Origin of the sequence: Micromonospora chalcea (assembly GCF_028768405.1) — a bacterium.
GTDB classification, from domain to species: domain Bacteria; phylum Actinomycetota; class Actinomycetes; order Mycobacteriales; family Micromonosporaceae; genus Micromonospora; species Micromonospora chalcea.
Genome location: NZ_CP118233.1, coordinates 4048785 through 4073844, shown reverse-complemented (window position 1 = coordinate 4073844; position 25060 = coordinate 4048785). Strand labels below are relative to the sequence as shown.

Annotated in this window: 26 protein-coding genes; all 26 read left to right on the top strand. The window is 69.2% G+C overall.

What is annotated here, in order from left to right:
- The first annotated feature begins 3 nt into the window (after window positions 1-3).
- The 26 genes from nusG (at window position 4) to rpsQ (ending at window position 25006) form a co-directional block, all read left to right on the top strand.
- Window positions 4-726: a transcription termination/antitermination protein NusG gene (gene nusG, locus PVK74_RS17865; protein ID WP_274476825.1), complete on the top strand. Its 723-nt coding sequence runs from the start codon at window positions 4-6 to the stop codon at window positions 724-726.
- A 187-nt stretch (window positions 727-913) separates the two neighbouring features.
- The gene (gene rplK, locus PVK74_RS17860; protein ID WP_013288647.1) at window positions 914-1345 is read left to right on the top strand and encodes a 50S ribosomal protein L11; all 432 of its coding nucleotides are present in this window, start codon (window positions 914-916) and stop codon (window positions 1343-1345) included.
- An 88-nt stretch (window positions 1346-1433) separates the two neighbouring features.
- Window positions 1434-2150 (top strand): 50S ribosomal protein L1, encoded by a 717-nt coding sequence (gene rplA / locus PVK74_RS17855; protein WP_064446621.1) that lies wholly within the window; start codon window positions 1434-1436, stop codon window positions 2148-2150.
- 83 nt (window positions 2151-2233) lie between these two features.
- Window positions 2234-3124: an ATP-binding cassette domain-containing protein gene (locus PVK74_RS17850; RefSeq protein ID WP_274476823.1), complete on the top strand. Its 891-nt coding sequence runs from the start codon at window positions 2234-2236 to the stop codon at window positions 3122-3124.
- Window positions 3121-3810: a hypothetical protein gene (locus PVK74_RS17845; RefSeq protein ID WP_104113751.1), complete on the top strand. Its 690-nt coding sequence runs from the start codon at window positions 3121-3123 to the stop codon at window positions 3808-3810. Before PVK74_RS17850 ends, PVK74_RS17845 begins: the two co-directional genes overlap by 4 nt.
- Before the next feature lie 317 nt (window positions 3811-4127).
- On the top strand, window positions 4128-4676 hold the full coding sequence (gene rplJ / locus PVK74_RS17840; protein ID WP_013288643.1) for a 50S ribosomal protein L10: 549 nt from the start codon (window positions 4128-4130) through the stop codon (window positions 4674-4676).
- A gap of 54 nt (window positions 4677-4730) precedes the next feature.
- Complete coding sequence (rplL, locus tag PVK74_RS17835; protein WP_043328232.1) at window positions 4731-5120, top strand: 50S ribosomal protein L7/L12; 390 nt, start codon at window positions 4731-4733, stop codon at window positions 5118-5120.
- 572 nt (window positions 5121-5692) lie between these two features.
- The gene (gene rpoB, locus PVK74_RS17830) at window positions 5693-9124 is read left to right on the top strand and encodes a DNA-directed RNA polymerase subunit beta (protein ID WP_030501613.1); all 3432 of its coding nucleotides are present in this window, start codon (window positions 5693-5695) and stop codon (window positions 9122-9124) included.
- Window positions 9125-9244: 120 nt separating this feature from the next.
- The gene (locus PVK74_RS17825; protein WP_043328234.1) at window positions 9245-13132 is read left to right on the top strand and encodes a DNA-directed RNA polymerase subunit beta'; all 3888 of its coding nucleotides are present in this window, start codon (window positions 9245-9247) and stop codon (window positions 13130-13132) included.
- 102 nt (window positions 13133-13234) lie between these two features.
- Window positions 13235-13603 carry a hypothetical protein gene (locus tag PVK74_RS17820; protein WP_030501612.1) on the top strand — a complete coding sequence of 123 codons (369 nt, stop codon included), beginning with the start codon at window positions 13235-13237 and terminating at the stop codon, window positions 13601-13603.
- A gap of 331 nt (window positions 13604-13934) precedes the next feature.
- Complete coding sequence (locus PVK74_RS17815; protein WP_176722859.1) at window positions 13935-14306, top strand: hypothetical protein; 372 nt, start codon at window positions 13935-13937, stop codon at window positions 14304-14306.
- Window positions 14307-14808: 502 nt separating this feature from the next.
- Window positions 14809-15183: a 30S ribosomal protein S12 gene (gene rpsL / locus PVK74_RS17810; protein ID WP_007465318.1), complete on the top strand. Its 375-nt coding sequence runs from the start codon at window positions 14809-14811 to the stop codon at window positions 15181-15183.
- 1 nt (window position 15184) lies between these two features.
- Window positions 15185-15655 carry a 30S ribosomal protein S7 gene (gene rpsG / locus PVK74_RS17805; RefSeq protein WP_013288637.1) on the top strand — a complete coding sequence of 157 codons (471 nt, stop codon included), beginning with the start codon at window positions 15185-15187 and terminating at the stop codon, window positions 15653-15655.
- A 75-nt stretch (window positions 15656-15730) separates the two neighbouring features.
- Complete coding sequence (gene fusA, locus PVK74_RS17800; RefSeq protein ID WP_030501610.1) at window positions 15731-17827, top strand: elongation factor G; 2097 nt, start codon at window positions 15731-15733, stop codon at window positions 17825-17827.
- A 223-nt stretch (window positions 17828-18050) separates the two neighbouring features.
- The gene (gene tuf / locus PVK74_RS17795) at window positions 18051-19244 is read left to right on the top strand and encodes an elongation factor Tu (RefSeq protein WP_013288635.1); all 1194 of its coding nucleotides are present in this window, start codon (window positions 18051-18053) and stop codon (window positions 19242-19244) included.
- 355 nt (window positions 19245-19599) lie between these two features.
- Window positions 19600-19908, top strand: coding sequence for a 30S ribosomal protein S10 (gene rpsJ, locus PVK74_RS17790; RefSeq protein ID WP_007073037.1), 309 nt, complete (start codon window positions 19600-19602; stop codon window positions 19906-19908).
- An 11-nt stretch (window positions 19909-19919) separates the two neighbouring features.
- Window positions 19920-20585 carry a 50S ribosomal protein L3 gene (gene rplC, locus PVK74_RS17785; RefSeq protein WP_030501609.1) on the top strand — a complete coding sequence of 222 codons (666 nt, stop codon included), beginning with the start codon at window positions 19920-19922 and terminating at the stop codon, window positions 20583-20585.
- Window positions 20582-21247 carry a 50S ribosomal protein L4 gene (gene rplD, locus PVK74_RS17780; RefSeq protein ID WP_013288633.1) on the top strand — a complete coding sequence of 222 codons (666 nt, stop codon included), beginning with the start codon at window positions 20582-20584 and terminating at the stop codon, window positions 21245-21247. The genes rplC and rplD overlap by 4 nt, the downstream gene beginning before the upstream one ends.
- Window positions 21244-21546 (top strand): 50S ribosomal protein L23, encoded by a 303-nt coding sequence (rplW, locus tag PVK74_RS17775; protein ID WP_013288632.1) that lies wholly within the window; start codon window positions 21244-21246, stop codon window positions 21544-21546. The genes rplD and rplW overlap by 4 nt, the downstream gene beginning before the upstream one ends.
- A gap of 12 nt (window positions 21547-21558) precedes the next feature.
- Complete coding sequence (gene rplB, locus PVK74_RS17770) at window positions 21559-22398, top strand: 50S ribosomal protein L2 (RefSeq protein ID WP_013288631.1); 840 nt, start codon at window positions 21559-21561, stop codon at window positions 22396-22398.
- Between the two features lie 12 nt (window positions 22399-22410).
- Window positions 22411-22692 carry a 30S ribosomal protein S19 gene (gene rpsS, locus PVK74_RS17765; RefSeq protein WP_007073032.1) on the top strand — a complete coding sequence of 94 codons (282 nt, stop codon included), beginning with the start codon at window positions 22411-22413 and terminating at the stop codon, window positions 22690-22692.
- A 40-nt stretch (window positions 22693-22732) separates the two neighbouring features.
- On the top strand, window positions 22733-23182 hold the full coding sequence (rplV, locus tag PVK74_RS17760) for a 50S ribosomal protein L22 (RefSeq protein WP_018784552.1): 450 nt from the start codon (window positions 22733-22735) through the stop codon (window positions 23180-23182).
- Entirely contained in the window at window positions 23182-24069 is an 888-nt protein-coding gene (gene rpsC, locus PVK74_RS17755) for a 30S ribosomal protein S3 (protein ID WP_013473694.1), read from the top strand. Before rplV ends, rpsC begins: the two co-directional genes overlap by 1 nt.
- 3 nt (window positions 24070-24072) lie before the next feature.
- Window positions 24073-24498, top strand: coding sequence for a 50S ribosomal protein L16 (gene rplP, locus PVK74_RS17750; protein ID WP_007465292.1), 426 nt, complete (start codon window positions 24073-24075; stop codon window positions 24496-24498).
- Complete coding sequence (gene rpmC / locus PVK74_RS17745) at window positions 24498-24734, top strand: 50S ribosomal protein L29 (RefSeq protein WP_013288628.1); 237 nt, start codon at window positions 24498-24500, stop codon at window positions 24732-24734. Before rplP ends, rpmC begins: the two co-directional genes overlap by 1 nt.
- Window positions 24731-25006, top strand: a complete 276-nt coding sequence (gene rpsQ / locus PVK74_RS17740) for a 30S ribosomal protein S17 (RefSeq protein WP_030501606.1) — start codon at window positions 24731-24733, stop codon at window positions 25004-25006. The genes rpmC and rpsQ overlap by 4 nt, the downstream gene beginning before the upstream one ends.
- Window positions 25007-25060: the final 54 nt, after the last annotated feature.

Sequence of the window (25060 nt, the reverse complement as noted above, 5' to 3'; positions counted from 1 at the left end):
AGCGTGCCTGAGTACGACGAGACCGCCGGAACCCCGGACAACCAGTCCACGGTGGCGACGGCGGCCAACAACGAGTCGGTCGAGGCCGCCAGCGAGCCGGAGTTCCCGACCACCGAGCCGGACCCGGACGAGGACTTCGACCCGGTCGCCGAGCTGCGCCAGAAGCTGCGCTACGCGCCCGGCGACTGGTACGTGGTGCACTCGTACGCCGGCTACGAGAACAAGGTCAAGACCAACCTCGAGACCCGGATCACCTCCCTCGACATGGAGGACTTCATCTACCAGGTCGAGGTGCCGACCCGGGAAGAGGTCGAGGTCAAGAACGGCAAGCGGTCGCAGGTCCAGGCGAAGGTCTTCCCGGGCTACATCCTGGTCCGGATGGAGCTGACCGCCGAGTCCTACTCCTGCGTCCGGAACACCCCGGGGGTCACCGGCTTCGTCGGCGCGACCGACCGGGCCGACCGGCCGGCGCCGCTGAGCCTCGACGAGGTGCTCAAGTGGCTGGCCCCGGCGGTCGAGACCGAGCAGAAGAAGGCCAAGCCCGAGGTCAAGGTCCTCGACTTCGAGGTCGGCGACTCGGTCACCGTCACCGACGGCGCGTTCGCGTCGCTGCCGGCGACGATCAGCGAGATCAACGCCGACCAGCAGAAGCTCAAGGTGCTGGTGTCGATCTTCGGCCGGGAGACGCCGGTCGAGCTGAACTTCAACCAGGTCGCCAAGATCTGACGTACGTCGGCACCGGCGGCCCGCCCCTTCCGGGGTGGCCGCCGGTGCGCCGTTTCGCCACCCACCGACCTCGGCGCGGAGGGTGGCCGACGGCTGCGCTACCCTAGAACGTCGGCTGTCCGCACCGCGCTGACCGTGCGCGCCCGCGGACCGGCGAGAATCCCAGTTTCAAGCCCCAGGAAGAGACATGCCTCCGAAGAAGAAGCTCGTCAAGACGTTCACGCTTCAGCTGCCGGCGGGCCAGGCCACCCCGGCGCCGCCGGTCGGCCCCGCGCTCGGCCAGCACGGCGTGAACATCATGGAGTTCTGCAAGTCCTACAACGCGCAGACCGAGTCCCAGCGGGGCGACATCGTCCCCGCCGAGATCAGCGTCTACGAGGACCGCACGTTCACCTTCGTGCTGAAGACCCCGCCCGCCGCCCGGCTGCTGATCAAGGCCGCCGGTGTGCAGAAGGGCTCGGGCGTCCCGCACAAGGAGAAGGTCGGCTCGGTCACCCGCGCCCAGCTGCGCGAGATCGCCGAGAAGAAGATGGCGGACCTCAACGCCAACGACATCGACCAGGCCGAGAAGATCATCGCCGGCACCGCCCGGTCGATGGGCCTGACCGTCGCCGACTGATCTCGCTCCACCGCTCCACCCGATCTTTCTGTTCGTGGGAGGGCCGCGTACGCCGCGCGCCCGCCAGAGACCACAGGAGTCACCAGAAATGCAGCGCAGCAAGAGCTACCGCAAGGCCGCCGAGGTCATCGACCGGTCGAAGCTCTACACCCCGGTCGAGGCCGTCAAGCTGGCCAAGGACACCACCAACACCAAGTTCGACGCCACGGTCGAGGTCGCGATGCGCCTCGGCGTCGACCCCCGCAAGGCGGACCAGATGGTCCGCGGCACGGTCAACCTGCCGCACGGCACCGGTAAGACCGCCCGCGTGATCGTCTTCGCCGCCGGCGCGAAGGCCGAGGAGGCCGTCGCCGCGGGTGCTGACGAGGTGGGCACCGACGAGCTGGTCGCCCGCATCCAGGGCGGTTGGCTGGACTTCGACGCGGCGATCGCCACGCCCGACCAGATGGCCAAGATCGGCCGGATCGCGCGGATCCTGGGCCCGCGCGGTCTGATGCCGAACCCGAAGACCGGCACCGTGACCATGGACGTCACCAAGGCCGTCTCGGACATCAAGGGCGGTAAGATCACCTTCCGGGTGGACAAGCACTCCAACCTGCACCTGATCATCGGCAAGGCCTCCTTCTCCGAGGCCCAGCTGGTCGACAACTACGCCGCGGTGCTGGACGAGGTGCTGCGCGCCAAGCCGTCCGCGGCCAAGGGCACGTACCTCAAGAAGGTCACCCTCACCACCACCATGGGCCCGGGCGTCCCGGTCGACCCGAAGGTCGTGAAGAACCTGCAGGAGGCCTCGACCGAGGCCTGAGCAACCAGCACGTCCCGGACGGGGCTCCGCCACCAGGTCGTGGCGGGGCCCCGTTCGTCTGTCCGGTGTGGCAGTCTCGGCGCATGCGGCTCGACGGCGTGTGGTTCCGCTACCACCGGCACGGCCTCTGGGTCCTGCGGCAGGTCGACGTCGCCGTCGGCCCGGGTGAGGTCGCCGTGGTGCTCGGCCGCAACGGGGCCGGAAAGTCCACGTTGCTTCAGCTCACCGCCGGGGTGCTGCGTCCGTCCCGGGGCCGCGTCGCCGACCGGCCGCGGGTGGTCGGCTGGGTGCCGGAGCGCTTCCCCGCCGACCAGCCGTTCACCGTCGGGGCCTACCTGACCGCCATGGGCCGCGTCGCCGGCCTGTCCGGTCCCGCCGCCGACCGGGCGGTGCGCCACTGGGTCGAGCGCCTCGGCCTGGCCCGGTTCCACGACGTCCGTCTGCCCCGGCTGTCCAAGGGCACCGCGCAGAAGGTCGGCCTGGCGCAGGCGCTGCTGCGCCCGCCCGGCCTGCTGGTGCTCGACGAGCCCTGGGAGGGGCTGGACGCCGCCGCCCGCGAGGCGGTCCCCGAGATCATCGGCGAGGTGCTGGCCGCCGGTGGCGCCGTACTCGTGAGCGACCACCGGGGCGAGACCGTCCGGCTGCCCGGTGCCCGGCACTGGTCGGTCACCGACGGCACGGTGACCGAGCAGGCCCCGTCGGGCGGCGCGGCCGTCGCCGTGGTCGAGCTGGCGGTGCCGGCCGCCGGGCTGGCCGCCGCCGTCGCCCGCCTGCGCGCCGACGGCCACCAGATCCTTCGGGTACGCGACCACGCCGTCCCGCCTCCGGCCACGCACCCGGTGCCGGCCTCCGTCGGCCCGTCCGCCGATGACGACTGCCCGGATGCGGACGCGCTATCCGGCCCGGTGGGCCACGTTGACGCCGGGGCCGGGGACTCGGGCCGCCCCGGGCCGGCGCCGGAGGTGGCCCGGTGATCGCGCTGGTCCGGCTGCGGCTGGCCGGCTTCCTGCGTACCGGACGGGCGCTGGCGCCGGTGCTGGCCGGCCTGCTCGTCCTGGGCGTCCTCCACGGCGGCGGCCGGGCCCGCCCGGCGGAGGCCTACGGCGTCTCCGCCGTGGTCCTGTTCCCGGTGCTGGCCTGGCAGACCAAGATCCTGCTGGACGTCGAGCCCGACGTGCAGCGCCGGCTGGCCCGGGTGGTGGTCGGGCCGGGCCGGGAGTGGGCGGCCGGGCTGCTCGCCGCGCTGGTGGCCGGGCTCGCCGTGGTGGTGGTCGCGCTGGCGCTGCCGTGGCCGCTCGGCGGGGTGACCGCGGCCGTCGCGCCGGGGGAGCGGCCGGTGCTCGTGGGGGTGGCGCTCGGGCTCTGGGCGCACCTGCTCGCCCTGCCCGCGGCGGTGGCGCTCGGCGCGCTGGCCAGCCGGGCCGTGACCCGCAGCGCCGGCTACGGGGTGGCGGTGCTGGTGACCGGCGCGGTCGGGGTGGTGGTGCTGGGGCTCTCCGGCTCGGTCGCGCCGTGGCTGGCCCCACCGGTCATGGCGACCGCGCGGGAGGTCACCGGGCCGGTCGCCACCGGTGCCGGCCTGCTGCTCACCGGCTGGGCGGCGCTCTGGGCGGCGGTGGCGCTCAGCGGCTACGCCTGGGCCCGCCGCACCCGGGCCTGAGGCGCGGTGACCGGGAGCACCGGGGCGCGATTTGGCGCTGCGGTCCCGGTCGCGTAACCTGGTGCGGTAGTTCCACCCAAAGACCGCTGGTCACCGTGCCCCGGCACGGTCGAAGGTCCCGCGACGACGGGCGACCCGCGCAGGGCGGTAAGCGAAAATCGGTGTCATGCATGGTCCGCCGACTGTGCCCGTGCCGCCGGCCCTCGCCCCGTGCGCCCTGCGCCGGGGCTTTTTCGTTGTCGTGATGCCTCCGCCGCCGCCGTCGAGCCTTGGCTCGTCGCCGGCGTACCAGCTCCGAGCAACGAGAGAGGAGGGACATGGCGGACAAGCCGATCCGGGCCGACAAGGCCACGGCCGTCGCCGAGCTGACCGAGAGCTTCCGCAACGCGGGGGCGACCGTGCTCACCGAGTACCGCGGGCTCACGGTTTCGCAGCTCACCCAGCTGCGGCGCTCGCTCGGCAAGGAGACCAGCTACACGGTCGCGAAGAACACGCTTGCCAAGCGTGCCGCGGCCGATGCGGGCATCTCCGGCCTCGACGAGCTGTTCTCCGGTCCTACCGCGCTGACTTTCGTTTCGGGCGACGTCGTCGAGGCGGCGAAGGGGCTTCGCGACTTCGCGAAGGCCAACCCGAAGCTCGTCATCAAGGGCGGTGTCTTCGAGGGCAAGGCCATTTCCGCGGCCGAGGTCACGAAGCTCGCCGACCTGGAGTCCCGCGAGGTGCTGCTGGCCAAGCTGGCCGGCGCGATGAAGGGCAACCTGAGCAAGGCCGCGGCCCTGTTCCAGGCGCCGCTCTCCAAGGCCGCCCGCGCGGCGGCCGCCCTGGCGGACAAGAAGCGCGAGCAGGAGGGCGCCGAGGCGGCCTGAGGCCCTCCCGGCGCACCACGTTCTTAGTTTTCATTGCGAGAAAGGACGCCAGACATGGCGAAGCTCAGCACCGACGAGCTGCTCGACGCGTTCAAGGAGATGACGCTGATCGAGCTCTCCGAGTTCGTGAAGCAGTTCGAGGAGACCTTCGAGGTCACCGCCGCCGCTCCGGTCGCCGTGGCCGCGGGCGCCCCGGCCGCCGGCGGCGCTGCCGCCCCGGCCGAGGAGGAGAAGGACGAGTTCGACGTCATCCTCGACGCCGACGGTGGCAAGAAGATCCAGGTCATCAAGGTCGTGCGTGAGCTGACCGGCCTGGGCCTCAAGGAGGCCAAGGACCTGGTCGAGGCCGCGCCGAAGGCCGTCCTGGAGAAGGTCAACAAGGAGACCGCCGAGAAGGCCAAGGCCAAGCTCGAGGGCGAGGGCGCCAAGGTCACCATGAAGTGACCTTGCTCCACCTGACGCGCGTCCGGCTCACGTGAGCCGGGGCACACCGCGTCGCGGCGGGCGGTGATCCGGAATCGGATCGCCGCCCGCCGTGTTGGTGGTCCCGGACGGCAGCGGTGTGAGCAGGGCGTACGACGGCCCGTGTGCCGGCTGGTCAGTGGCGTCTGTCGGTAGCCCGTCGGTGGGAAAGACACCCCGACCGGTAACCGGCCCTTGACGCGGCACCGGCCTGCCAGGCACGCTGACATCAGCAAGACTTTCCGCGCTTGCAACGGCCACCACTCGGGTAATGGCAACGGCAGCACCGCCGCCGCGGCACCCGAGCGGACCGGCAGGAGCGTCGCGTTCCGAGCGGCCCGGACGACCCGGTTTTCCGAGGTCCCAGGGCTTGTTCCGCGACGACCTGCGGGGTGGGCTGGACAGCGGTTAGCCTCTCGGCTACACTGCTAGTTTGCGCTGCCTTCCGACTTGACCCCTGCTCGGAAATGTCCGTTTACGGATAATTCTGGTGGGGTCATTGGAGTGCACGCGTACCAGCCGTTCTGCAGCACCGGTCCTCGGAAGGACGCATCTTGGCAGCTTCCCGCCCTGCGAAGACCAGTCGTACGTCGAGCGCATTCGCGCCCCGCCGAGTTTCTTTCGGTCGGATCACCGAACACCTCGAGGTCCCCAACCTCCTCGCCATCCAGAACGAGTCCTTCGACTGGCTCGTCGGCAACGAGGCTTGGCAGGGCCGGTCGGCGGACGACCCGCACGCACGCTCGGGTCTCGCGGAGATCCTCGACGAGATCAGTCCCATTGAGGACTTCTCCGGCACCATGTCGCTCTCCTTCTCGGCTCCGCGCTTCGACGAGGTCAAGGCCTCGATCGAGGAGTGCAAGGAGAAGGACCTCACCTACTGCGCGCCGCTGTTCGTGACCGCGGAGTTCACCAACAACACCACTGGCGAGATCAAGAGCCAGACCGTGTTCATGGGTGACTTCCCGATGATGACGCCGAAGGGCACCTTCATCATCAACGGCACCGAGCGCGTCGTGGTCAGCCAGCTCGTCCGCTCGCCGGGCGTGTACTTCGACAAGCAGCCGGACAAGACCTCCGACCGCGACCTCTCCAGCGTCAAGGTCATCCCGAGCCGGGGTGCCTGGCTGGAGTTCGACATCGACAAGCGCGACACGGTCGGCGTTCGCATCGACCGCAAGCGCCGCCAGGCCGTCACCGTCCTGCTCAAGGCCATCGGGTGGTCCGCCGAGCGCATCCGTGAGAAGTTCGGCTGGTCCGAGCTCATGATGACCACGCTCGAGAAGGACCACATCGCCGGCCAGGACGAGGCCCTGCTCGACATCTACCGGAAGCTCCGCCCCGGCGAGCCGCCGACCCGTGAGAACGCCCAGACCCTGCTCGACAACCTCTTCTTCAACCCGAAGCGGTACGACGTCGCCAAGGTCGGGCGCTACAAGTTCAACAAGAAGCTCGAGCTGGACGTGCCGATCACCACCGGCACGCTCACCGAGGACGACATCGTCGCCACCGTGGAATACCTCTGCCGGCTGCACGCCGGTGAGGAGGGCTACGAGGCCGACGACATCGACCACTTCGGCAACCGTCGCCTGCGTACCGTGGGCGAGCTGATCCAGAACCAGGTCCGGGTGGGTCTCTCCCGGATGGAGCGGGTCGTCCGCGAGCGGATGACCACCCAGGACGTCGAGGCGATCACACCGCAGACCCTGATCAACATCCGCCCGGTGGTGGCGGCGATCAAGGAGTTCTTCGGCACGTCGCAGCTGTCCCAGTTCATGGACCAGACCAACCCGCTGGCGGGCCTGACCCACCGGCGCCGGCTGAGCGCGCTCGGCCCTGGTGGTCTGTCCCGTGAGCGGGCCGGCTTCGAGGTCCGGGACGTGCACCCGTCCCACTACGGCCGGATGTGCCCGATCGAGACGCCGGAAGGCCCGAACATCGGCCTGATCGGCGCGCTCTCCACGTTCGCCCGGGTCAACCCGTTCGGCTTCATCGAGACGCCGTACCGGAAGGTCATCGACGGCCGGGTCACCGACCAGATCGACTACCTGACCGCGGACGAGGAGGACCGGTTCGTCAAGGCGCAGGCCAACGCCCCGCTGAAGTCGGACGGCACCTTCGCCGAGGACCGCGTCCTGGTCCGCCGTAAGGGCGGCGAGACCGAGGACGTCGCGCCGGGCGCCGTGGACTACATGGACGTGTCGCCGCGGCAGATGACCTCGGTCGCCACCGCGATGATCCCGTTCCTGGAGCACGACGACGCCAACCGCGCGCTCATGGGCGCGAACATGCAGCGTCAGGCGGTGCCGCTGGTCAAGGCCGAGGCCCCGCTCGTCGGTACGGGCATGGAGTACCGCGCCGCGGTCGACGCCGGTGACGTGGTCGTCGCCGAGGTCGGCGGTGTGGTCGAGGACCTCTGCGCGGACTACATCACGGTCCACCAGGACGACGGCCACCGCCGGACGTACCTGCTGCACAAGTTCCGCCGCTCCAACGCCGGCTCCTGCGTCAACCAGAAGCCGGTCGTCTTCGAGGGCGACCGCGTCGAGGCCGGTCAGGTCATCGCCGACGGTCCGTGCACCGACGAGGGCGAGATGGCGCTCGGACGCAACCTGCTGGTGGCGTTCATGTGCTGGGAGGGCCACAACTACGAGGACGCGATCATCCTGTCGCAGCGCCTCGTGCAGCAGGACGTGCTCACCTCGATCCACATCGAGGAGCACGAGGTCGACGCCCGGGACACCAAGCTCGGCCCGGAGGAGATCACCCGCGACATCCCGAACGTCAGCGAGGAGATGCTCGCCGACCTCGACGAGCGCGGCATCATCCGGATCGGCGCCGAGGTCGTCCCCGGCGACATCCTGGTCGGCAAGGTCACCCCGAAGGGTGAGACCGAGCTGACCCCCGAGGAGCGGCTGCTCCGCGCGATCTTCGGCGAGAAGGCGCGCGAGGTCCGGGACACCTCGCTGAAGGTGCCGCACGGCGAGACCGGCACGGTCATCGGTGTGCGTACCTTCTCCCGCGAGGACGGCGACGAGCTGCCCCCGGGCGTGAACGAGCTGGTCCGGGTCTACGTGGCCCAGAAGCGCAAGATCCAGGACGGTGACAAGCTCGCGGGCCGCCACGGCAACAAGGGCGTCATCTCCAAGATCCTGCCGATCGAGGACATGCCGTTCCTGGAGGACGGGACCCCGGTCGACATCGTGCTGAACCCGCTCGGTGTGCCGTCCCGGATGAACATCGGCCAGGTCCTGGAGACCCACCTCGGGTGGGTGGCCAAGACCGGCTGGAGCGTGGACGGCGACGACGAGGAGTGGAAGCGCCAGCTCCGCTCGATCAACGCGCACGAGTCCGAGCCGGACACCAACGTGGCCACGCCGGTCTTCGACGGTGCCCGCGAGGAGGAGATCTCCGGTCTGCTGGCGTCGACCCTGCCCAACCGGGACGGCAACCAGCTCATCGGGGGCAGCGGCAAGGCGCAGCTGTTCGACGGTCGTTCCGGCGAGCCGCTGCCCGACCCGATCGCGGTCGGCTACGTCTACATCCTGAAGCTCAACCACCTGGTCGACGACAAGATCCACGCCCGGTCGACCGGTCCGTACTCGATGATCACGCAGCAGCCGCTGGGTGGTAAGGCGCAGTTCGGTGGCCAGCGCTTCGGTGAGATGGAGTGCTGGGCCATGCAGGCGTACGGCGCCGCCTACGCCCTGCAGGAGCTGCTGACCATCAAGTCCGACGACGTCCTGGGCCGGGTCAAGGTCTACGAGGCGATCGTCAAGGGCGAGAACATCCCCGAGCCGGGCATCCCGGAGTCGTTCAAGGTGCTGCTCAAGGAGCTGCAGTCGCTGTGCCTCAACGTCGAGGTGCTCTCCAGCGACGGTGTGGCCCTGGAGATGCGCGAGACCGACGACGAGGTGTTCCGGGCGGCGGAGGAGCTGGGCATCGACCTGTCCCGGCGCGAGCCGAGCTCGGTCGAAGAGGTGTAAGTGGTGAGGTCGGGGGCCGACCGGCCCGCTCTGGGCGGTCAGGCTTGATCCCGACGCGGGCCGGCCGGCCCCCGACCCCGCCCATGATCTAGCTGTAAAGACGACGACATAGGGGACATAGTGCTCGACGTCAACTTCTTCGACGAGCTGCGCATCGGCCTCGCCACCGCTGACGACATCCGTCAGTGGTCCCACGGCGAGGTCAAGAAGCCCGAGACCATCAACTACCGCACCCTCAAGCCGGAGAAGGACGGGCTCTTCTGCGAGAAGATCTTCGGTCCTCAGCGGGACTGGGAGTGCTACTGCGGTAAGTACAAGCGGGTCCGCTTCAAGGGCATCATCTGCGAGCGCTGCGGCGTCGAGGTGACCCGCTCCAAGGTTCGCCGGGAGCGGATGGGTCACATCGAGCTGGCCGCTCCGGTGACCCACATCTGGTACTTCAAGGGCGTGCCGAGCCGGCTGGGCTACCTGCTGGACCTCGCCCCGAAGGACCTCGAAAAGATCATCTACTTCGCCTCGTACGTCGTGACGAGCGTGGACGCCGAAGCGCGTCACCGCGACCTCTCGACCATCGAGAACGAGATCCTGGCCGAGAAGCGGCAGGCGGAGAACAGCCGCGACTCGGAGATCGAGAAGCGGGCCGCCAAGCTGGAGGCCGACCTGGCCGAGCTGGAGGCCGAGGGCGCGAAGGCGGACGTCCGGCGCAAGGTCAAGGAGGGCGGAGAGCGCGAGATGCGCCAGATCCGCGACCGGGCCCAGCGCGAGATCGACCGCCTCGACGAGGTCCTCGACACCTTCCGCAAGCTGGAGCCGAAGCAGCTGGTCACCGACGAGCTGCTCTACCGCGAGCTGCGCGACCGCTTCGGTGAGTACTTCACCGGCAGCATGGGCGCCGAGGCGATCAAGGCCCTGGTCCAGAACATGGACCTGGAGGCCGAGGCGGAGAACCTGCGCGAGACCATCCGCTCCGGCAAGGGCCAGCGGAAGATCCGGGCGCTCAAGCGGCTCAAGGTCGTCGCGGCGTTCCAGAACACCCGGAACTCGCCGCTCGGCATGGTGCTGGACTGCGTCCCGGTCATCCCGCCGGACCTGCGCCCGATGGTGCAGCTCGACGGTGGCCGTTTCGCGACCTCCGACCTGAACGACCTGTACCGGCGTGTGATCAACCGGAACAACCGCCTCAAGCGGCTGATCGACCTCGGCGCGCCCGAGATCATCGTCAACAACGAGAAGCGGATGCTCCAGGAGGCCGTCGACGCGCTGTTCGACAACGGCCGTCGTGGTCGTCCGGTCACCGGCCCCGGTAACCGGCCCCTGAAGTCGCTGTCCGACATGCTCAAGGGCAAGCAGGGCCGGTTCCGCCAGAACCTGCTGGGCAAGCGCGTCGACTACTCCGGCCGTTCGGTCATCGTGGTCGGCCCGAAGCTCAAGCTGCACCAGTGCGGCCTGCCCAAGCAGATGGCGCTGGAGCTCTTCAAGCCGTTCGTGATGAAGCGGCTGGTCGACCTCAACCACGCGCAGAACATCAAGTCCGCCAAGCGGATGGTCGAGCGGCAGCGGCCGGTCGTGTGGGACGTGCTGGAAGAGGTCATCGGCGAGCACCCGGTGCTGCTGAACCGCGCGCCGACCCTGCACCGTCTGGGCATCCAGGCCTTCGAGCCGCAGCTGGTCGAGGGCAAGGCCATCCAGATCCACCCGCTGGTCTGCACCGCGTTCAACGCCGACTTCGACGGTGACCAGATGGCGGTCCACGTGCCGCTCTCCGCCGAGGCCCAGGCCGAGGCGCGGATCCTGATGCTGTCGTCGAACAACATCCTCAAGCCGGCCGACGGCAAGCCGGTCACCATGCCCACCCAGGACATGGTCATCGGTCTCTACCACCTCACCCACCTCACTCCGGGTGGCAAGGGCGAGGGCCGGGCGTTCAGCTCGGACGCCGAGGCGCGGATGGCGTACGACAACGGCGAGCTGCACCTGCAGGCGCCGGTCCGGATCCGGCTGCGCGACGTCGTCGGTGTGGACAACGGCGCCGGCGCCGAGCCGTGGACCGCCCCCGAGGGCTGGACCGAGGGCGAGCCGGTGACCGTGGAGACCACGCTGGGCCGGGTCCTGTTCAACGAGACGCTGCCCCCGGGCTACCGCTTCGTGAACTACGAGATCCGCAAGGGCCAGCTCTCCGCGATCGTCAACGACCTCGCCGAGCGCTTCCCGAAGGTGGCCCTGGCGGCCACCCTGGACGGGCTCAAGGAGGCCGGTTTCCACTGGGCCACCTGGTCCGGCGTCACCATCGGCATGGAGGACGTCATCGCTCCGCCGCGCAAGCGGGAGATCCTGGAGCGGTACGAGAAGGAAGCCGACCGGATCGACAAGCAGTACCAGCGTGGTCTGATGACCGCCGAGGAGCGTCGCGGCGAGCTCATCGAGATCTGGACCAAGGCGACCAACGAGGTCGCCAAGGAGATGGACACCGCGCTGCCGCAGGAGAACCCGCTGTGGAAGATGATCAACTCGGGCGCCCGCGGTAACCTGCTCCAGCTCCGGCAGATCGCGGCGATCCGTGGTCTGGTGGCCAACCCGAAGGGTGAGATCATCCCGCGGCCGATCAAGGCCAGCTACCGGGAGGGTCTGTCCGTGCTGGAGTACTTCATCTCCACGCACGGTGCCCGTAAGGGTCTCGCGGACACCGCCCTGCGTACCGCCGACTCGGGTTACCTGACCCGGCGTCTGGTGGACGTCTCGCAGGACGTCATCATCCGCGAGGAGGACTGCGGCACCGACCGCGCCATCCCGATGCAGGTCGGCGAGCGCATCGACGGCAAGCTGGTCGTGCACGAGCACGCCGAGACCAGCGTGCACGCCCGGACGCTGGCCGACGACATCAAGGGGCCGGACGGCACCGTGGTGGCCCACCGCGGCCAGGACATCAACTCGATCCTGGTGGACGCGATCGTCGCCGCCGGTACCGAGACGGTGCGGGTGCGCAGCGTGCTCACCTGCGAGTCGAAGCTGGGCGTCTGCGGTGCGTGCTACGGCCGCTCGCTGCCGACCGGCAAGACCGTGGACGTCGGCGAGGCGGTCGGCATCATCGCCGCCCAGTCGATCGGTGAGCCGGGTACGCAGCTGACGATGCGTACCTTCCACACCGGTGGTGTCGCGGGTGAGGACATCACCCAGGGTCTGCCCCGTGTCCAGGAGATCTTCGAGGCCCGGGTGCCGAAGGGTAAGGCGCCCATCGCCGACACCCCCGGTCGCATCCGGATCGAGGACGGCGAGCGGTCCCGCAAGATCGTGGTCATCCCGGACGACGGCAGCGACGAGATCGTCTACGACAAGATCTCGAAGCGGGTCCGGCTCCGGGCGCACGACGGCGACCACGTCGAGGTCGGCGAGAAGCTCACCGAGGGCACCATCGACCCGCACGAGCTGCTGCGCATCCTCGGCCCGCGCGCGGTCCAGGTCCACCTGACCCAGGAGGTCCAGGAGGTCTACCGCTCGCAGGGTGTGCTCATCCACGACAAGCACATCGAGATCATCATCCGCCAGATGCTCAAGCGGGTGACGGTCATCGACTCCGGCTCGACCGAGTTCCTGCCGGGTGTGCTGGTCGACCGGGCGCTGTTCGAGTCGGAGAACCGCCGGCTCGTCGGCGAGGGTGGCGAGCCCGCCGCCGGTCGCCCGGTGCTGATGGGTATCACCAAGGCCTCGCTGGCCACCGACTCCTGGCTGTCGGCGGCCTCCTTCCAGGAGACCACCCGGGTGCTGACGGACGCGGCGATCCACGCCCGCAGCGACTCGCTGATCGGCCTCAAGGAGAACGTGATCATCGGTAAGCTCATCCCGGCCGGTACGGGCATCAGCAAGTACCGCAACGTCCGGGTCGAGCCGACCGAGGAGGCGAAGGCCAAGGTCTACTCGATGACCGGCTACCCGGAGACCGACTACGGCTTCGGGCCGGCCAGCGGCCAGGCGGTTCCGCTGGACGACTTCGACTTCGGGTCGTACCGCTAAGCAGTAGGAAACGACGAGGCCCCCGGCAGCAGCCGGGGGCCTCGTCGCGTCCGGGCCGGCTTGCCGGGACCGGGGAACCGGATCCGGGGCATGATGGAGGGCATGACGACAGTGCCCGGGCCGGCGCCCGTCGTGCCGCAGGCGCACCGCCATCCGCACGACCCGGAGCCGGTCCGCTCCACCAAGGCGCGGGCGGTCTTCGCGCTCGGCCTGATCGGCGCGCTCACCGGTCTGTTCATCGGCGGCGCGGTGCCGGCCACGATCGCGCTCACGCTGGCCCGGCAGGCGCGCCGCGAGGCGTACACATCTGGTGGTTATCTCACCGGCGGCGACTGGCTGCGGCGCGGCGAGCAGATGGCGCGGACCGGGCTGGTGCTGACCGCGGCGGCGGTGGTGGCGGCGGTGGTGATCGGCGTGGTCCGGTACGCCGACGGCTCGTTCGGCCACGACTTCGCGCCGAACTTCGACTGACCGGGCGGGGGAGCGGAGCCGCGCCCGCCCACCCGGCCGTGACCGGCGACGGTAGCCTGGCCGGTGTCCGCCGGGTGGCGGGCGGGTGTGGACAGGAGGAACCGTGACGGAACCGGCCGCGCCGGGAGGCGACCCGAACCGCCCGGGGCCGTATCCGCCGGGTTCCGCGTCCGCGCCGGCGCATCACCCGCACGGGGCGTACTCGGGGAACGCGCCGGCCCACGGCGGCGGGTGGCCGGCGCCGGGAAGCGCGCCCGGCCACGGGGGCTGGGGGCCGGCGTTCCCGCCGCCGCCGGCCGAGGCGCCGCGGCCGCCGAAGCGGGTCGACGCGGTGCCGGGTACGCCGTTCGGGGTGGTCCACCTGGACGTGCCGCCGGTCACCTCGGGGCTCGCCATCGGCTCATTGATCGCGGGGATCGCCGCGATTCTGGTTTCTCTTCTGGTCTTCTGCTTCGGTATCGCCGGGCCGGACTACGGTGGCGCCTGGGCGGCCGGCGCGTTCACCGTGCTCGGCGCGCTGATCGGGGTCGGCGCGGTGGTCGCCGGGCTGCTGGCCCGGCGGCAGATCCGGCGGCCGGCGCCGCCGCCGGCGGTGCGGTTCACCGGCGCCGGCCTGGCCGTGGCCGGGCTCTCCTGCGGCGGGGTGGGGCTGCTGTTCAGCCTGGTCGGGCTCGGGCTGGCCCTCGTGGTGCAGATCACCTGAGGTCCCCGGTGGGGCCGGTGCGGCCGGTGACCTGCCGCGACCGGTATGTCCGGGTGCCCGGGGGGTGGGCTGTGTCGGGGCCGCCGGGCCGCGCGGCGGACGAGCCGGTACACTTGTCACTGTAGGTGCCCATCATGGGCGCGTCGGCGATCCGGAGATCGGCCCGGCGGACCGCGGCAGCGGTCCTCCCGACCCATCCGTTTTGACCGGCGCGGCTGTGGTAGGTACTCTTTCCCCTTGTGCCCGGGCTCGCCCGGGCAATGCGTGCGTGCGCTGGAACCGGTCAGCCGGTGAATCGCGCGGTCGCACCATCAAGACCAAACAACCCGGTACGACGCGCCAGCGGCCGGCACCGGGACCGTGACTTGGGCGACACGCCCGACCGCGGGTGCTGGGACGCCGTCAGGCGGCCCCGGTTGGAATGTAGGAGAGCCGCCCATCCGGACGGCTGGAGCAGACGGCGCGGTCGCCTCGCAGCGGCCGAAGGGAGCGGAGAAACCCGGTGCCCACCATTCAGCAGTTGGTCCGAAAGGGCCGTCAGGCCAAGACGACCAAGACCAAGACCCCGGCGCTCAAGGGGTCTCCCCAGCGGCGCGGCGTGTGCACCCGCGTGTACACCACCACCCCGAAGAAGCCGAACTCGGCGCTGCGCAAGGTCGCTCGTGTCAAGCTCAGCAGCCAGATCGAGGTGACCGCCTACATCCCGGGCGTCGGCCACAACCTTCAGGAGCACTCGATCGTGCTCGTGCGCGGCGGTCGTGTGAAGGACCTCCCCGGCGTGCGGTACAAGATCGTGCGCGGCTCGCTGGACACCCAGGGTGTCCGCAACCGCAAGCAGGCTCGCAGCCGCTACGGCGCGAAGAAGGAGAAGAGCTGACATGCCGCGTAAGGGACCCGCTCCGCGGAAGCCGCTGGTCGCTGACCCGGTGTACAACTCGCCCCTGGTCACCCAGCTGGTGAACAAGATCCTGCTGCGCGGCAAGCGTCAGCTCGCCGAGCGCATCGTGTACGCCGCCCTGGAGGGCTGCCGCGAGAAGTCCGGCACCGACCCCGTCGTCACGCTCAAGCGCGCGATGGACAACGTCAAGCCGACCCTCGAGGTGCGCAGCCGCCGTGTCGGTGGCGCCACCTACCAGGTTCCGGTCGAGGTCCGGCCGTCCCGCGCGACCACGCTCGGTCTGCGCTGGCTGGTGACCTACTCCCGGGCCCGGCGCGAGAAGACCATGGTCGAGCGGCTGATGAACGAGCTGCTGGACGCGAGCAACGGCCTCGGCGCCGCCGTCAAGCGGCGTGAGGACACGCACAAGATGGCCGAGTCCAACAAGGCCTTCGCGCACTACCGCTGGTAACACCTGAGGTTCCGGCGCCGGCAGGCGCCGGAACCGCCACCAGTTGTGTCGAGACGACGATAAGTAGGGATTGAAGTGGCCGCCGCAGACGCGCTCGCCAACGTACGCAACATCGGCATCATGGCCCACATCGATGCCGGTAAGACCACTACCACCGAGCGAATCCTGTTCTACACCGGCATCACGTACAAGATCGGTGAGGTCCACGAGGGCGCCGCCGTCATGGACTGGATGGAGCAGGAGCAGGAGCGCGGTATCACCATCACTTCCGCCGCCACCAAGTGCGAGTGGAAGGGCCACACGATCCAGATCATCGACACGCCCGGCCACGTCGACTTCACGGTCGAGGTCGAGCGGTCGCTGCGGGTTCTGGACGGTGCGGTCGCGGTCTACGACGGCGTGGCCGGCGTGGAGCCCCAGACGGAGAACGTCTGGCGGCAGGCGGACAAGTACAACGTCCCCCGGATGTGCTTCGTCAACAAGCTCGACCGGACCGGCGCCGACTTCTTCCGCTGCGTGCAGATGATGATCGACCGGCTCAACGCCACCCCGCTGGTGCTCCAGATCCCGATCGGCGCCGAGTCCGACTTCATCGGCGTGGTCGACCTGGTCGAGATGCGTGCGCTCACCTGGCGCGGCGAGACCCAGAAGGGTGAGGACTACGCGGTCGAGGAGATCCCGGCCGACCTCGCCGACTCCGCCGCGGAGTGGCGCGAGAAGCTGATGGAGACCCTCGCCGACGTCGACGACTCGGTGATGGAGAAGTACCTCGAGGGCGAGGAGATCTCGGCCGACGAGATCAAGGCCGCCATCCGCCGGGCCACCATCGCCGGCAAGGCCAACCCGGTCCTCACCGGTACCGCCTTCAAGAACAAGGGCATCCAGCCGATGCTGGACGCGGTCGTCGCGTACCTGCCCTCGCCGCTGGACATCCCGGCGATCGAGGGTACGGCCACCGACGGCGAGACCCCGCTGCAGCGGAAGCCCTCGGTCTCCGAGCCGTTCTCCGGCCTGGCCTTCAAGATCCAGACCGACAAGCACCTCGGCAAGCTGACGTACGTCCGGATCTACTCCGGCACGCTCGAGTCCGGTTCCCAGGTGATCAACTCCACCAAGGACCGCAAGGAGCGGATCGGCAAGATCTACCAGATGCACGCCAACAAGCGGGAGGAGCGCAGCTCCGCCCAGGCCGGCGACATCATCGCGGTGCAGGGTCTGAAGCAGACCACCACCGGTGACACGCTGTGCGACCCGGCGAACCCGGTCATCCTGGAGTCGATGACCTTCCCGGAGCCGGTCATCGAGGTGGCCATCGAGCCGAAGACCAAGGCCGACCAGGAGAAGCTCAGCACCGCCATCCAGCGGCTGGCCGAGGAGGACCCGACCTTCCGCGTCAAGCTGGACGACCAGACCGGTCAGACGGTCATCTCCGGCATGGGCGAGCTGCACCTGGACATCCTGGTCGACCGGATGCGCCGCGAGTTCAACGTCGAGGCGAACATCGGTAAGCCGCAGGTGGCGTACCGCGAGACCATCCGCCGCGCGGTGGAGAAGGTCGAGTACACCCACAAGAAGCAGACCGGTGGCTCCGGCCAGTACGCCCGCGTGATCATCAGCGTGGAGCCGCTGCCGCTCGGCAACGAGGCCCCGACCTACGAGTTCGCCAACGCCGTGACCGGTGGCCGCATCCCCCGGGAGTTCATCCCCTCGGTGGACGCGGGCGCGCAGGACGCCATGCAGTACGGCATCCTCGCCGGCTTCCCCCTGGTGGGCGTCAAGCTCACCCTGGTGGACGGCCAGTACCACGAGGTCGACTCGTCGGAAATGGCGTTCAAGATCGCCGGCTCGATGGCGATGAAGGAGGCGGCCCGCAAGGCCGACCCCGCTCTCCTCGAGCCGATGATGGCCGTTGAAGTCACCACTCCTGAGGAGAACATGGGTGACGTCATCGGCGACCTCAACTCCCGGCGTGGCATCATCCAGGCGATGGAGGAGCGCAGCGGCGCTCGCGTCGTCCGGGCCCTGGTGCCGCTGTCGGAGATGTTCGGCTACGTCGGCGACCTGCGGTCGAAGACCCAGGGCCGGGCTAGCTACAGCATGCAGTTCGACTCCTACGCCGAGGTTCCGAACTCGGTGGCCAAGGAGATCATCGCCAAGGCGACGGGTGAGTGACACTCACCCTCGGCTGATCCGATGACACGAGGGCGGTCGCGGGAGGGTTCTCCCGCCCGCGGCCACCTCGATCGGATTGCGTGAGACCGGGCCTGTAGGCTTCATCGCCGCAGAACCCACAAAAGCTCTCCGGCCTTCCGGCCGGAAAGGCTGTCGACAGAGTCCTAAGCGCCGAACGGCGCGCCGGGGCGAACGAACCAAGAAAGTCCACAGGAGGACACCAGTGGCGAAGGCGAAGTTCGAGCGGACTAAGCCGCACGTCAACATCGGCACCATTGGTCACATCGACCACGGTAAGACGACGCTGACGGCGGCCATCACCAAGGTCCTGCACGACCAGTACCCGGACCTGAACCCGTACACGCCGTTCGACGAGATCGACAAGGCGCCGGAGGAGAAGGCCCGCGGCATCACGATCTCCATCGCGCACGTCGAGTACCAGACCGAGGCGCGTCACTACGCGCACGTCGACTGCCCCGGTCACGCCGACTACATCAAGAACATGATCACCGGTGCCGCGCAGATGGACGGCGCGATCCTGGTGGTGGCGGCGACCGACGGCCCGATGCCGCAGACCCGCGAGCACGTGCTGCTGGCCCGTCAGGTCGGTGTGCCGTACATCGTCGTGGCGCTCAACAAGAGCGACATGGTCGACGACGAGGAGCTCCTGGAGCTCGTCGAGCTCGAGGTCCGTGAGCTGCTCTCCTCGCAGGAGTACCCGGGTGACGACCTGCCGGTCGTCCGGGTCTCGGCGCTGAAGGCCCTGGAGGGTGACCCGGAGTGGACCGGGAAGCTCCTGGACCTGATGAACGCCGTGGACACCGCGATCCCGCAGCCGGAGCGCGAGACCGAGAAGCCGTTCCTCATGCCCATCGAGGACGTCTTCACGATCACCGGTCGCGGCACCGTGGTGACCGGTCGCGCCGAGCGCGGCATCCTCAAGCCGAACGAGGAGGTGGAGATCGTCGGCATCCGTGAGAAGTCGATGAAGACCACCTGCACCGGCATCGAGATGTTCCGCAAGCTGCTCGACGAGGCCCGCGCGGGTGAGAACGTCGGTCTGCTGCTGCGCGGCATCAAGCGCGAGGACGTCGAGCGCGGCATGGTCGTCATCAAGCCGGGCACCACGACCCCGCACACGGAGTTCGAGGCGACGGTCTACATCCTCTCCAAGGAGGAGGGCGGCCGGCACACCCCGTTCTTCCAGAACTACCGCCCGCAGTTCTACTTCCGGACCACGGACGTCACCGGCGTCGTCACGCTGCCCGAGGGCACCGAGATGGTCATGCCGGGCGACAACACCTCGATGACGGTGAAGCTGATCCAGCCCATCGCCATGGAGGAGAACCTGAAGTTCGCGATCCGCGAGGGTGGTCGTACGGTCGGCGCGGGTCGCGTCACCAAGATCATCAAGTGAGCTGGGTAACCCCGATTAGCGTCGCCGCCGGTCGTGCGGCATACTAGTCAGGTTGCGTAACGACAGTCGGTCGCCTGCGTCCGGTTAACGCTGGACCTCCGGGAGTCAGACTGTCTCGCGTAGGGTGGTTGATCGCCATCGGCGGTCAACCACCCTCGCGCGGCGTCCAGGTCGCGGCCCCCGCGATCGGCGCCATGACCCACCGCGTGGTCAGAGAATCGCTCCGGAGTCCCGGGGCGGAGCCTGGCCCACGGGCGCGACACGCCCGACCGCGGGGGTCGGCGGAAGTGGGCCTGTGCCAGCCGGTACAGGCGCCCGCAACACAGCGGCATCGAGAGAAGGAACAGAAGCCACCATGGCGGGACAGAAGATCCGCATCCGGCTCAAGGCCTATGACCACGAGGTCGTCGACTCCTCGGCTCGGAAGATCGTCGAGACGGTGACGCGTACCGGGGCGCAGGTCGCTGGCCCGGTGCCGCTGCCCACGGAGATCAACCGTTTCTGCGTCATCCGCTCGCCGCACAAGTACAAGGACTCGCGCGAGCACTTCGAGATGCGTACGCACAAGCGTCTGATCGACATCATCGACCCGACCCCGAAGACGGTCGACTCGCTCATGCGCCTCGACCTGCCGGCTGGCGTCGACATCGAGATCAAGCTGTAGGGACCGGACAAATGGACAGGCAAGTCAAGGGGATCCTGGGCGCCAAGCTCGGCATGACCCAGGTCTGGGACAACAACAAGGTTGTGCCCGTGACCGTGGTTCAGGCCGGCCCGTGCGTCGTGAGCCAGGTTCGTAGCGCCGACAAGGACGGCTACTCCGCGGTCCAGCTGGCGTACGGGGTCATCGACCCGCGCAAGGTCAAGAAGCCGATCGCCGGGCACTACGCCAAGGCGGACGTCGCGCCGCGCCGGCACATCGTCGAGCTGCGCACCTCCGACGCCGCGGACTACGCGCCCGGCCAGGAGGTCACGGTCGAGGAGTTCCCGGCCGGCGCCGTGATCGACGTGACCGGCAAGACCAAGGGCAAGGGCTACGCCGGCCCGATGAAGCGGCACGGCTTCCACGGTCTGCGCGCCAGCCACGGTGTCGAGCGCAAGCACCGCTCGCCCGGCTCGATCGGCGCCTGCGCGACCCCGGGTCGCGTCTTCAAGGGCACCCGGATGGCGGGCCGGATGGGTGGCGTGCGCTACACCGTCCAGAACCTGACCGTCCAGGCGGTCGACACCGAGAACAACCTCCTGCTCGTCCGCGGCGCCATCCCTGGCCCGAAGGGCGCGCTGGTCCTGGTCCGCACCGCGGCCAAGGCGAAGGTGAAGAAGGGCGGTGCGGCCAAGTGACCACCGTTGACGTGATCAACGTCGAAGGCGCCAAGAGCGGCTCCGTGGAGCTGCCGGCCGACATCTTCGACGCGCAGGCCAACATCGCCCTGATGCACCAGGTCGTGGTGGCCCAGCTCGCGGCGGCCCGCCAGGGCACGCACAAGACGAAGACCCGCGGCGAGGTCTCCGGTGGAGGCAAGAAGCCGTACAAGCAGAAGGGCACCGGTCGTGCCCGCCAGGGCTCAACCCGCGCGCCGCAGTTCGCCGGCGGTGGCGTGGTCCACGGCCCGGTGCCGCGCGACTACAGCCAGCGCACCCCGAAGAAGATGAAGGCCGCCGCCCTGCGTGGCGCCCTCTCCGACCGGGCCCGCGCCGGCCAGGTGCACGTCGTCGAGGCGTTCGTCTCGGGCGAGAAGCCGTCCACCAAGGCGGCCCTGGCCACGCTGACCAAGCTGACCCAGGCCCGTCGGGTCCTGGTCGTGCTGAGCAGCACCGACGAGCTGAACTGGGTGTCGCTGCGGAACCTGCGCAACGCGCGGGACAGCCGGGTGCACCTGATCGAGGCCGGCCAGCTCAACACCTACGACGTGCTGGTGGCCGACGACGTGGTCTTCACCAAGGAGGCCCTGGACGAGTTCCTGGGCGTTCCCGCCGAGACCACCGAGGAGGATGGCAAGTGAGCACGATCGCCGATCCGCGTGACGTCATCGTCGCGCCGGTCGTCTCGGAGAAGAGCTACAGCGAGCTGAACCGCAACTGGTACACCTTCCTGGTGCACCCGGACGCCAACAAGACCGAGATCAAGATCGCTATCCAGCAGATCTTCAACGTCCGCGTCCTGACGGTCAACACGCTCAACCGCGAGGGCAAGCGCAAGCGGACCCGTACCGGGTTCGGCAAGCGCAAGGACACCAAGCGCGCGATGGTGAAGCTGGCTGACGGTGACCGTATCGAGGCCTTCGGCGGCCCGGTCAGCTGAGGGGTGTAGACAATGGCTATCCGTAAGTACAAGCCGACGACGCCGGGCCGGCGTGGCTCGAGCGTTGCCGACTTCGCCGAGATCACCCGGTCGACGCCCGAGAAGTCGCTGCTGGCTCCGCTGCCGAAGAAGGGCGGACGCAACGCCCACGGCCGGATCACCACGCGGCACCACGGCGGCGGTCACAAGCGCCAGTACCGTCTGATCGACTTCAAGCGGGTCGACAAGGACGGCGTGCCGGCGAAGGTCGCCCACATCGAGTACGACCCGAACCGCACCGCGCGCATCGCGCTGCTGCACTACGCCGACGGCGAGAAGCGCTACATCATCGCGCCGAAGGACCTGAAGCAGGGCGACCGCGTCGAGTCCGGTCCGGGCGCCGACATCAAGCCGGGCAACAACCTGCCGCTGCGCAACATCCCTGTCGGTACCACCATCCACAACGTGGAGCTGCGTCCGGGTGGCGGCGCCAAGCTGGCCCGCTCGGCCGGCGTCGGCATCCAGCTGCTCGGCCGTGAGGGCGCGTACGCGACCCTGCGTATGCCGTCCGGTGAGATCCGGCGTGTGGACGTGCGCTGCCGCGCCAGCATCGGCGAGATCGGCAACGCCGACCAGTCGAACATCAACTGGGGTAAGGCCGGCCGTATGCGGTGGAAGGGCAAGCGCCCGACCGTCCGTGGTGTCGCGATGAACCCGGTCGACCACCCGCACGGTGGTGGTGAGGGTAAGACCTCCGGTGGTCGCCACCCGGTCAACCCGCAGGGTAAGCCCGAGGGCCGCACCCGTCGTAAGGGCCAGCCGAGCGACCGGCTGATCGTCCGCCGCCGCTACGCCACGCGTAAGCGCGGCTGAGGGAGATAAGACATGCCTCGCAGCCTGAAGAAGGGCCCGTTCGTCGACGACCACCTGCTCAAGAAGGTGGAGACGCAGAACGACAAGGGCTCGAAGAACGTGATCAAGACCTGGTCGCGCCGCTCGACGATCATCCCGGAGATGCTGGGTCACACGATCGCCGTGCACGACGGACGCAAGCACGTCCCGGTCTTCGTGACCGAGGCCATGGTCGGGCACAAGCTCGGCGAGTTCGCGCTGACCCGCACGTTCAAGGGTCACGAGAAGGACGACCGGAAGAGCCGCCGGCGCTGACGCCGCGGGCATACGGATAGAGGAACAAGGGGTTACAGCGATGCCAGGAAAGGGCGACGCTCCGGTGCTTCCGGGCGCGCGGGCGGTTGCGCGGCACGTGCGCATCTCGCCGATGAAGGCGCGCCGGGTGGTCAACCTCGTCCGCGGCCTGCCCGCGAAGGAGGCGCTCACGGTGCTGCAGTTCGCGCCGCAGGCTGCGAGCGAGCAGGTGTACAAGGTGCTCGCGAGCGCGATCGCCAACGCGGAGAACAACGAGCGGCTGGACCCCGACGCGCTGCTCGTCAGTGAGGCGTTCGTCGACGAGGGCCCGACCATGAAGCGGTTCCGGCCGCGTGCGCAGGGCCGGGCGTACCGGATCCGCAAGCGCACCTGCCACATCACCGTGGCGGTCGAGGCGGTCGCGCCGGCCGCGCCGAAGAAGTCGGCGAAGAAGGCCGCTCCGGCCAAGCCGGCCGCCGAGGAGCAGAGCACGACGGAGGGTGCCGAGTAATGGGTCAGAAGGTTCACCCGACCGGGTTCCGGCTCGGCATCTCGACCGACTGGAAGTCCCGCTGGTTCGCGGACAAGCTCTACAAGGACTACATCGGCGAGGACGTCAAGATCCGCCGCATGATGTCCAAGGGCCTCGAGCGCGCCGGCATCTCCAAGGTCGACATCGAGCGCACCCGGGACCGGGTCCGCGTCGACATCCACACCGCCCGGCCGGGCATCGTCATCGGCCGTAAGGGTGCGGAGGCCGACCGGATCCGCGGCGAGCTGGAGAAGCTCACCGGCAAGCAGGTCCAGCTGAACATCATCGAGGTCAAGAACCCCGAGTCGGACGCGCAGCTGGTCGCCCAGGGCGTTGCCGAGCAGCTGTCCAGCCGGGTCAGCTTCCGTCGGGCCATGCGCAAGGCGATGCAGTCCGCGATGAAGAACCCCGCCTGCAAGGGCATCCGGGTTCAGGTCTCGGGCCGTCTCGGCGGCGCCGAGATGAGCCGGACCGAGTTCTACCGCGAGGGCCGGGTTCCGCTGCACACGCTGCGGGCCAACATCGAGTACGGCTTCTTCGAGGCCCGTACCACCTTCGGCCGGATCGGCGTGAAGGTCTGGATCTACAAGGGCGACGCCGTCCCGGGCCGCGAGGCCCCGGCCGAGGCCGCCCCGTCGCGCGGCCCGCGCCGCGACCGTGGCGACCGGCCGGACCGGCCGCGCCGTGGCCGCTCGGGCTCGTCCGGTACGACCGCCGGTGGCACCGAGGCCGGCCGGGCTGCCGCGACCACCATCGCGCAGCAGGCGGAGACGCCGGCCGGTGAGCCGGTCGACAGCAGCGCTGTCGCCGCAGCCGCCTCGGCTCCGGTCGGTAACCAGCCGGCAGAAACGCAGCAGGAGGGCTGACAGATGCTGATGCCGCGCAAGCCCCCGAAGGGCTTCCGCAAGCCGCACCACCCGGACCGCAGCGGCGCGTCCAAGGGTGGTAACCGGGTGGTGTTCGGCGAGTTCGGGATCCAGGCTCTCGAGCCGGCGTACGTGACCAACCGCCAGATCGAGTCGGCGCGTATCGCGATGACCCGTCACATCAAGCGTGGCGGCAAGGTCTGGATCACGATCTTCCCGGACCAGGCCCTCACCAAGAAGCCGGCCGAGACCCGGATGGGTTCCGGTAAGGGTTCGCCCGAGTGGTGGGTCGCCAACGTGAAGCCGGGGCGGGTCCTCTTCGAGATGTCCTTCCCCAACGAGCAGATCGCGCGAGAGGCGATGCGTCGCGCGATCCACAAGCTCCCGATGAAGTGCCGCATTGTTACGCGCGAAGTGGGTGAATCCTGATGGCAGCGGGCGTCAAGCCCTCCGAGCTGCGTGAGCTCTCCGAGGAGGAGCTGGTCACGAAGTTGCGCGAGGCTAAGGCGGAGCTGTTCAACCTCCGCGTGCAGGCCGCAACCGGGCAGCTGGACAACAACCGGCGGCTGCAGGTCATCCGTCGGGAGATCGCCCGGATCTACACGATCATGCGTGAGCGTGAGCTGGGTCTCTCGGCCGCGCCGACTGAGGTGACTGCATCATGAGTGAGAACACCACCGCCCCCGCGCGGGCCCGCCGCAAGGTTCGCGAGGGCCTCGTGGTCAGCGACAAGATGGACAAGACCGTCGTGGTCGAGGTCGAGGACCGCGTCAAGCACGCGCTGTACGGCAAGATCATGCGCCGTACGAGCAAGCTGAAGGTGCACGACGAGCAGAACTCGGCCGGCATCGGCGACCGGGTCCTGATCATGGAGACCCGGCCGCTGTCCGCCACCAAGCGCTGGCGGCTCGTGGAGATCCTCGAGAAGGCCAAGTAGCGAAGGCTCGAGCTCGGCCGGGTCTCGGTCGGGCGCAGGTTCCGCCAGGCTCCG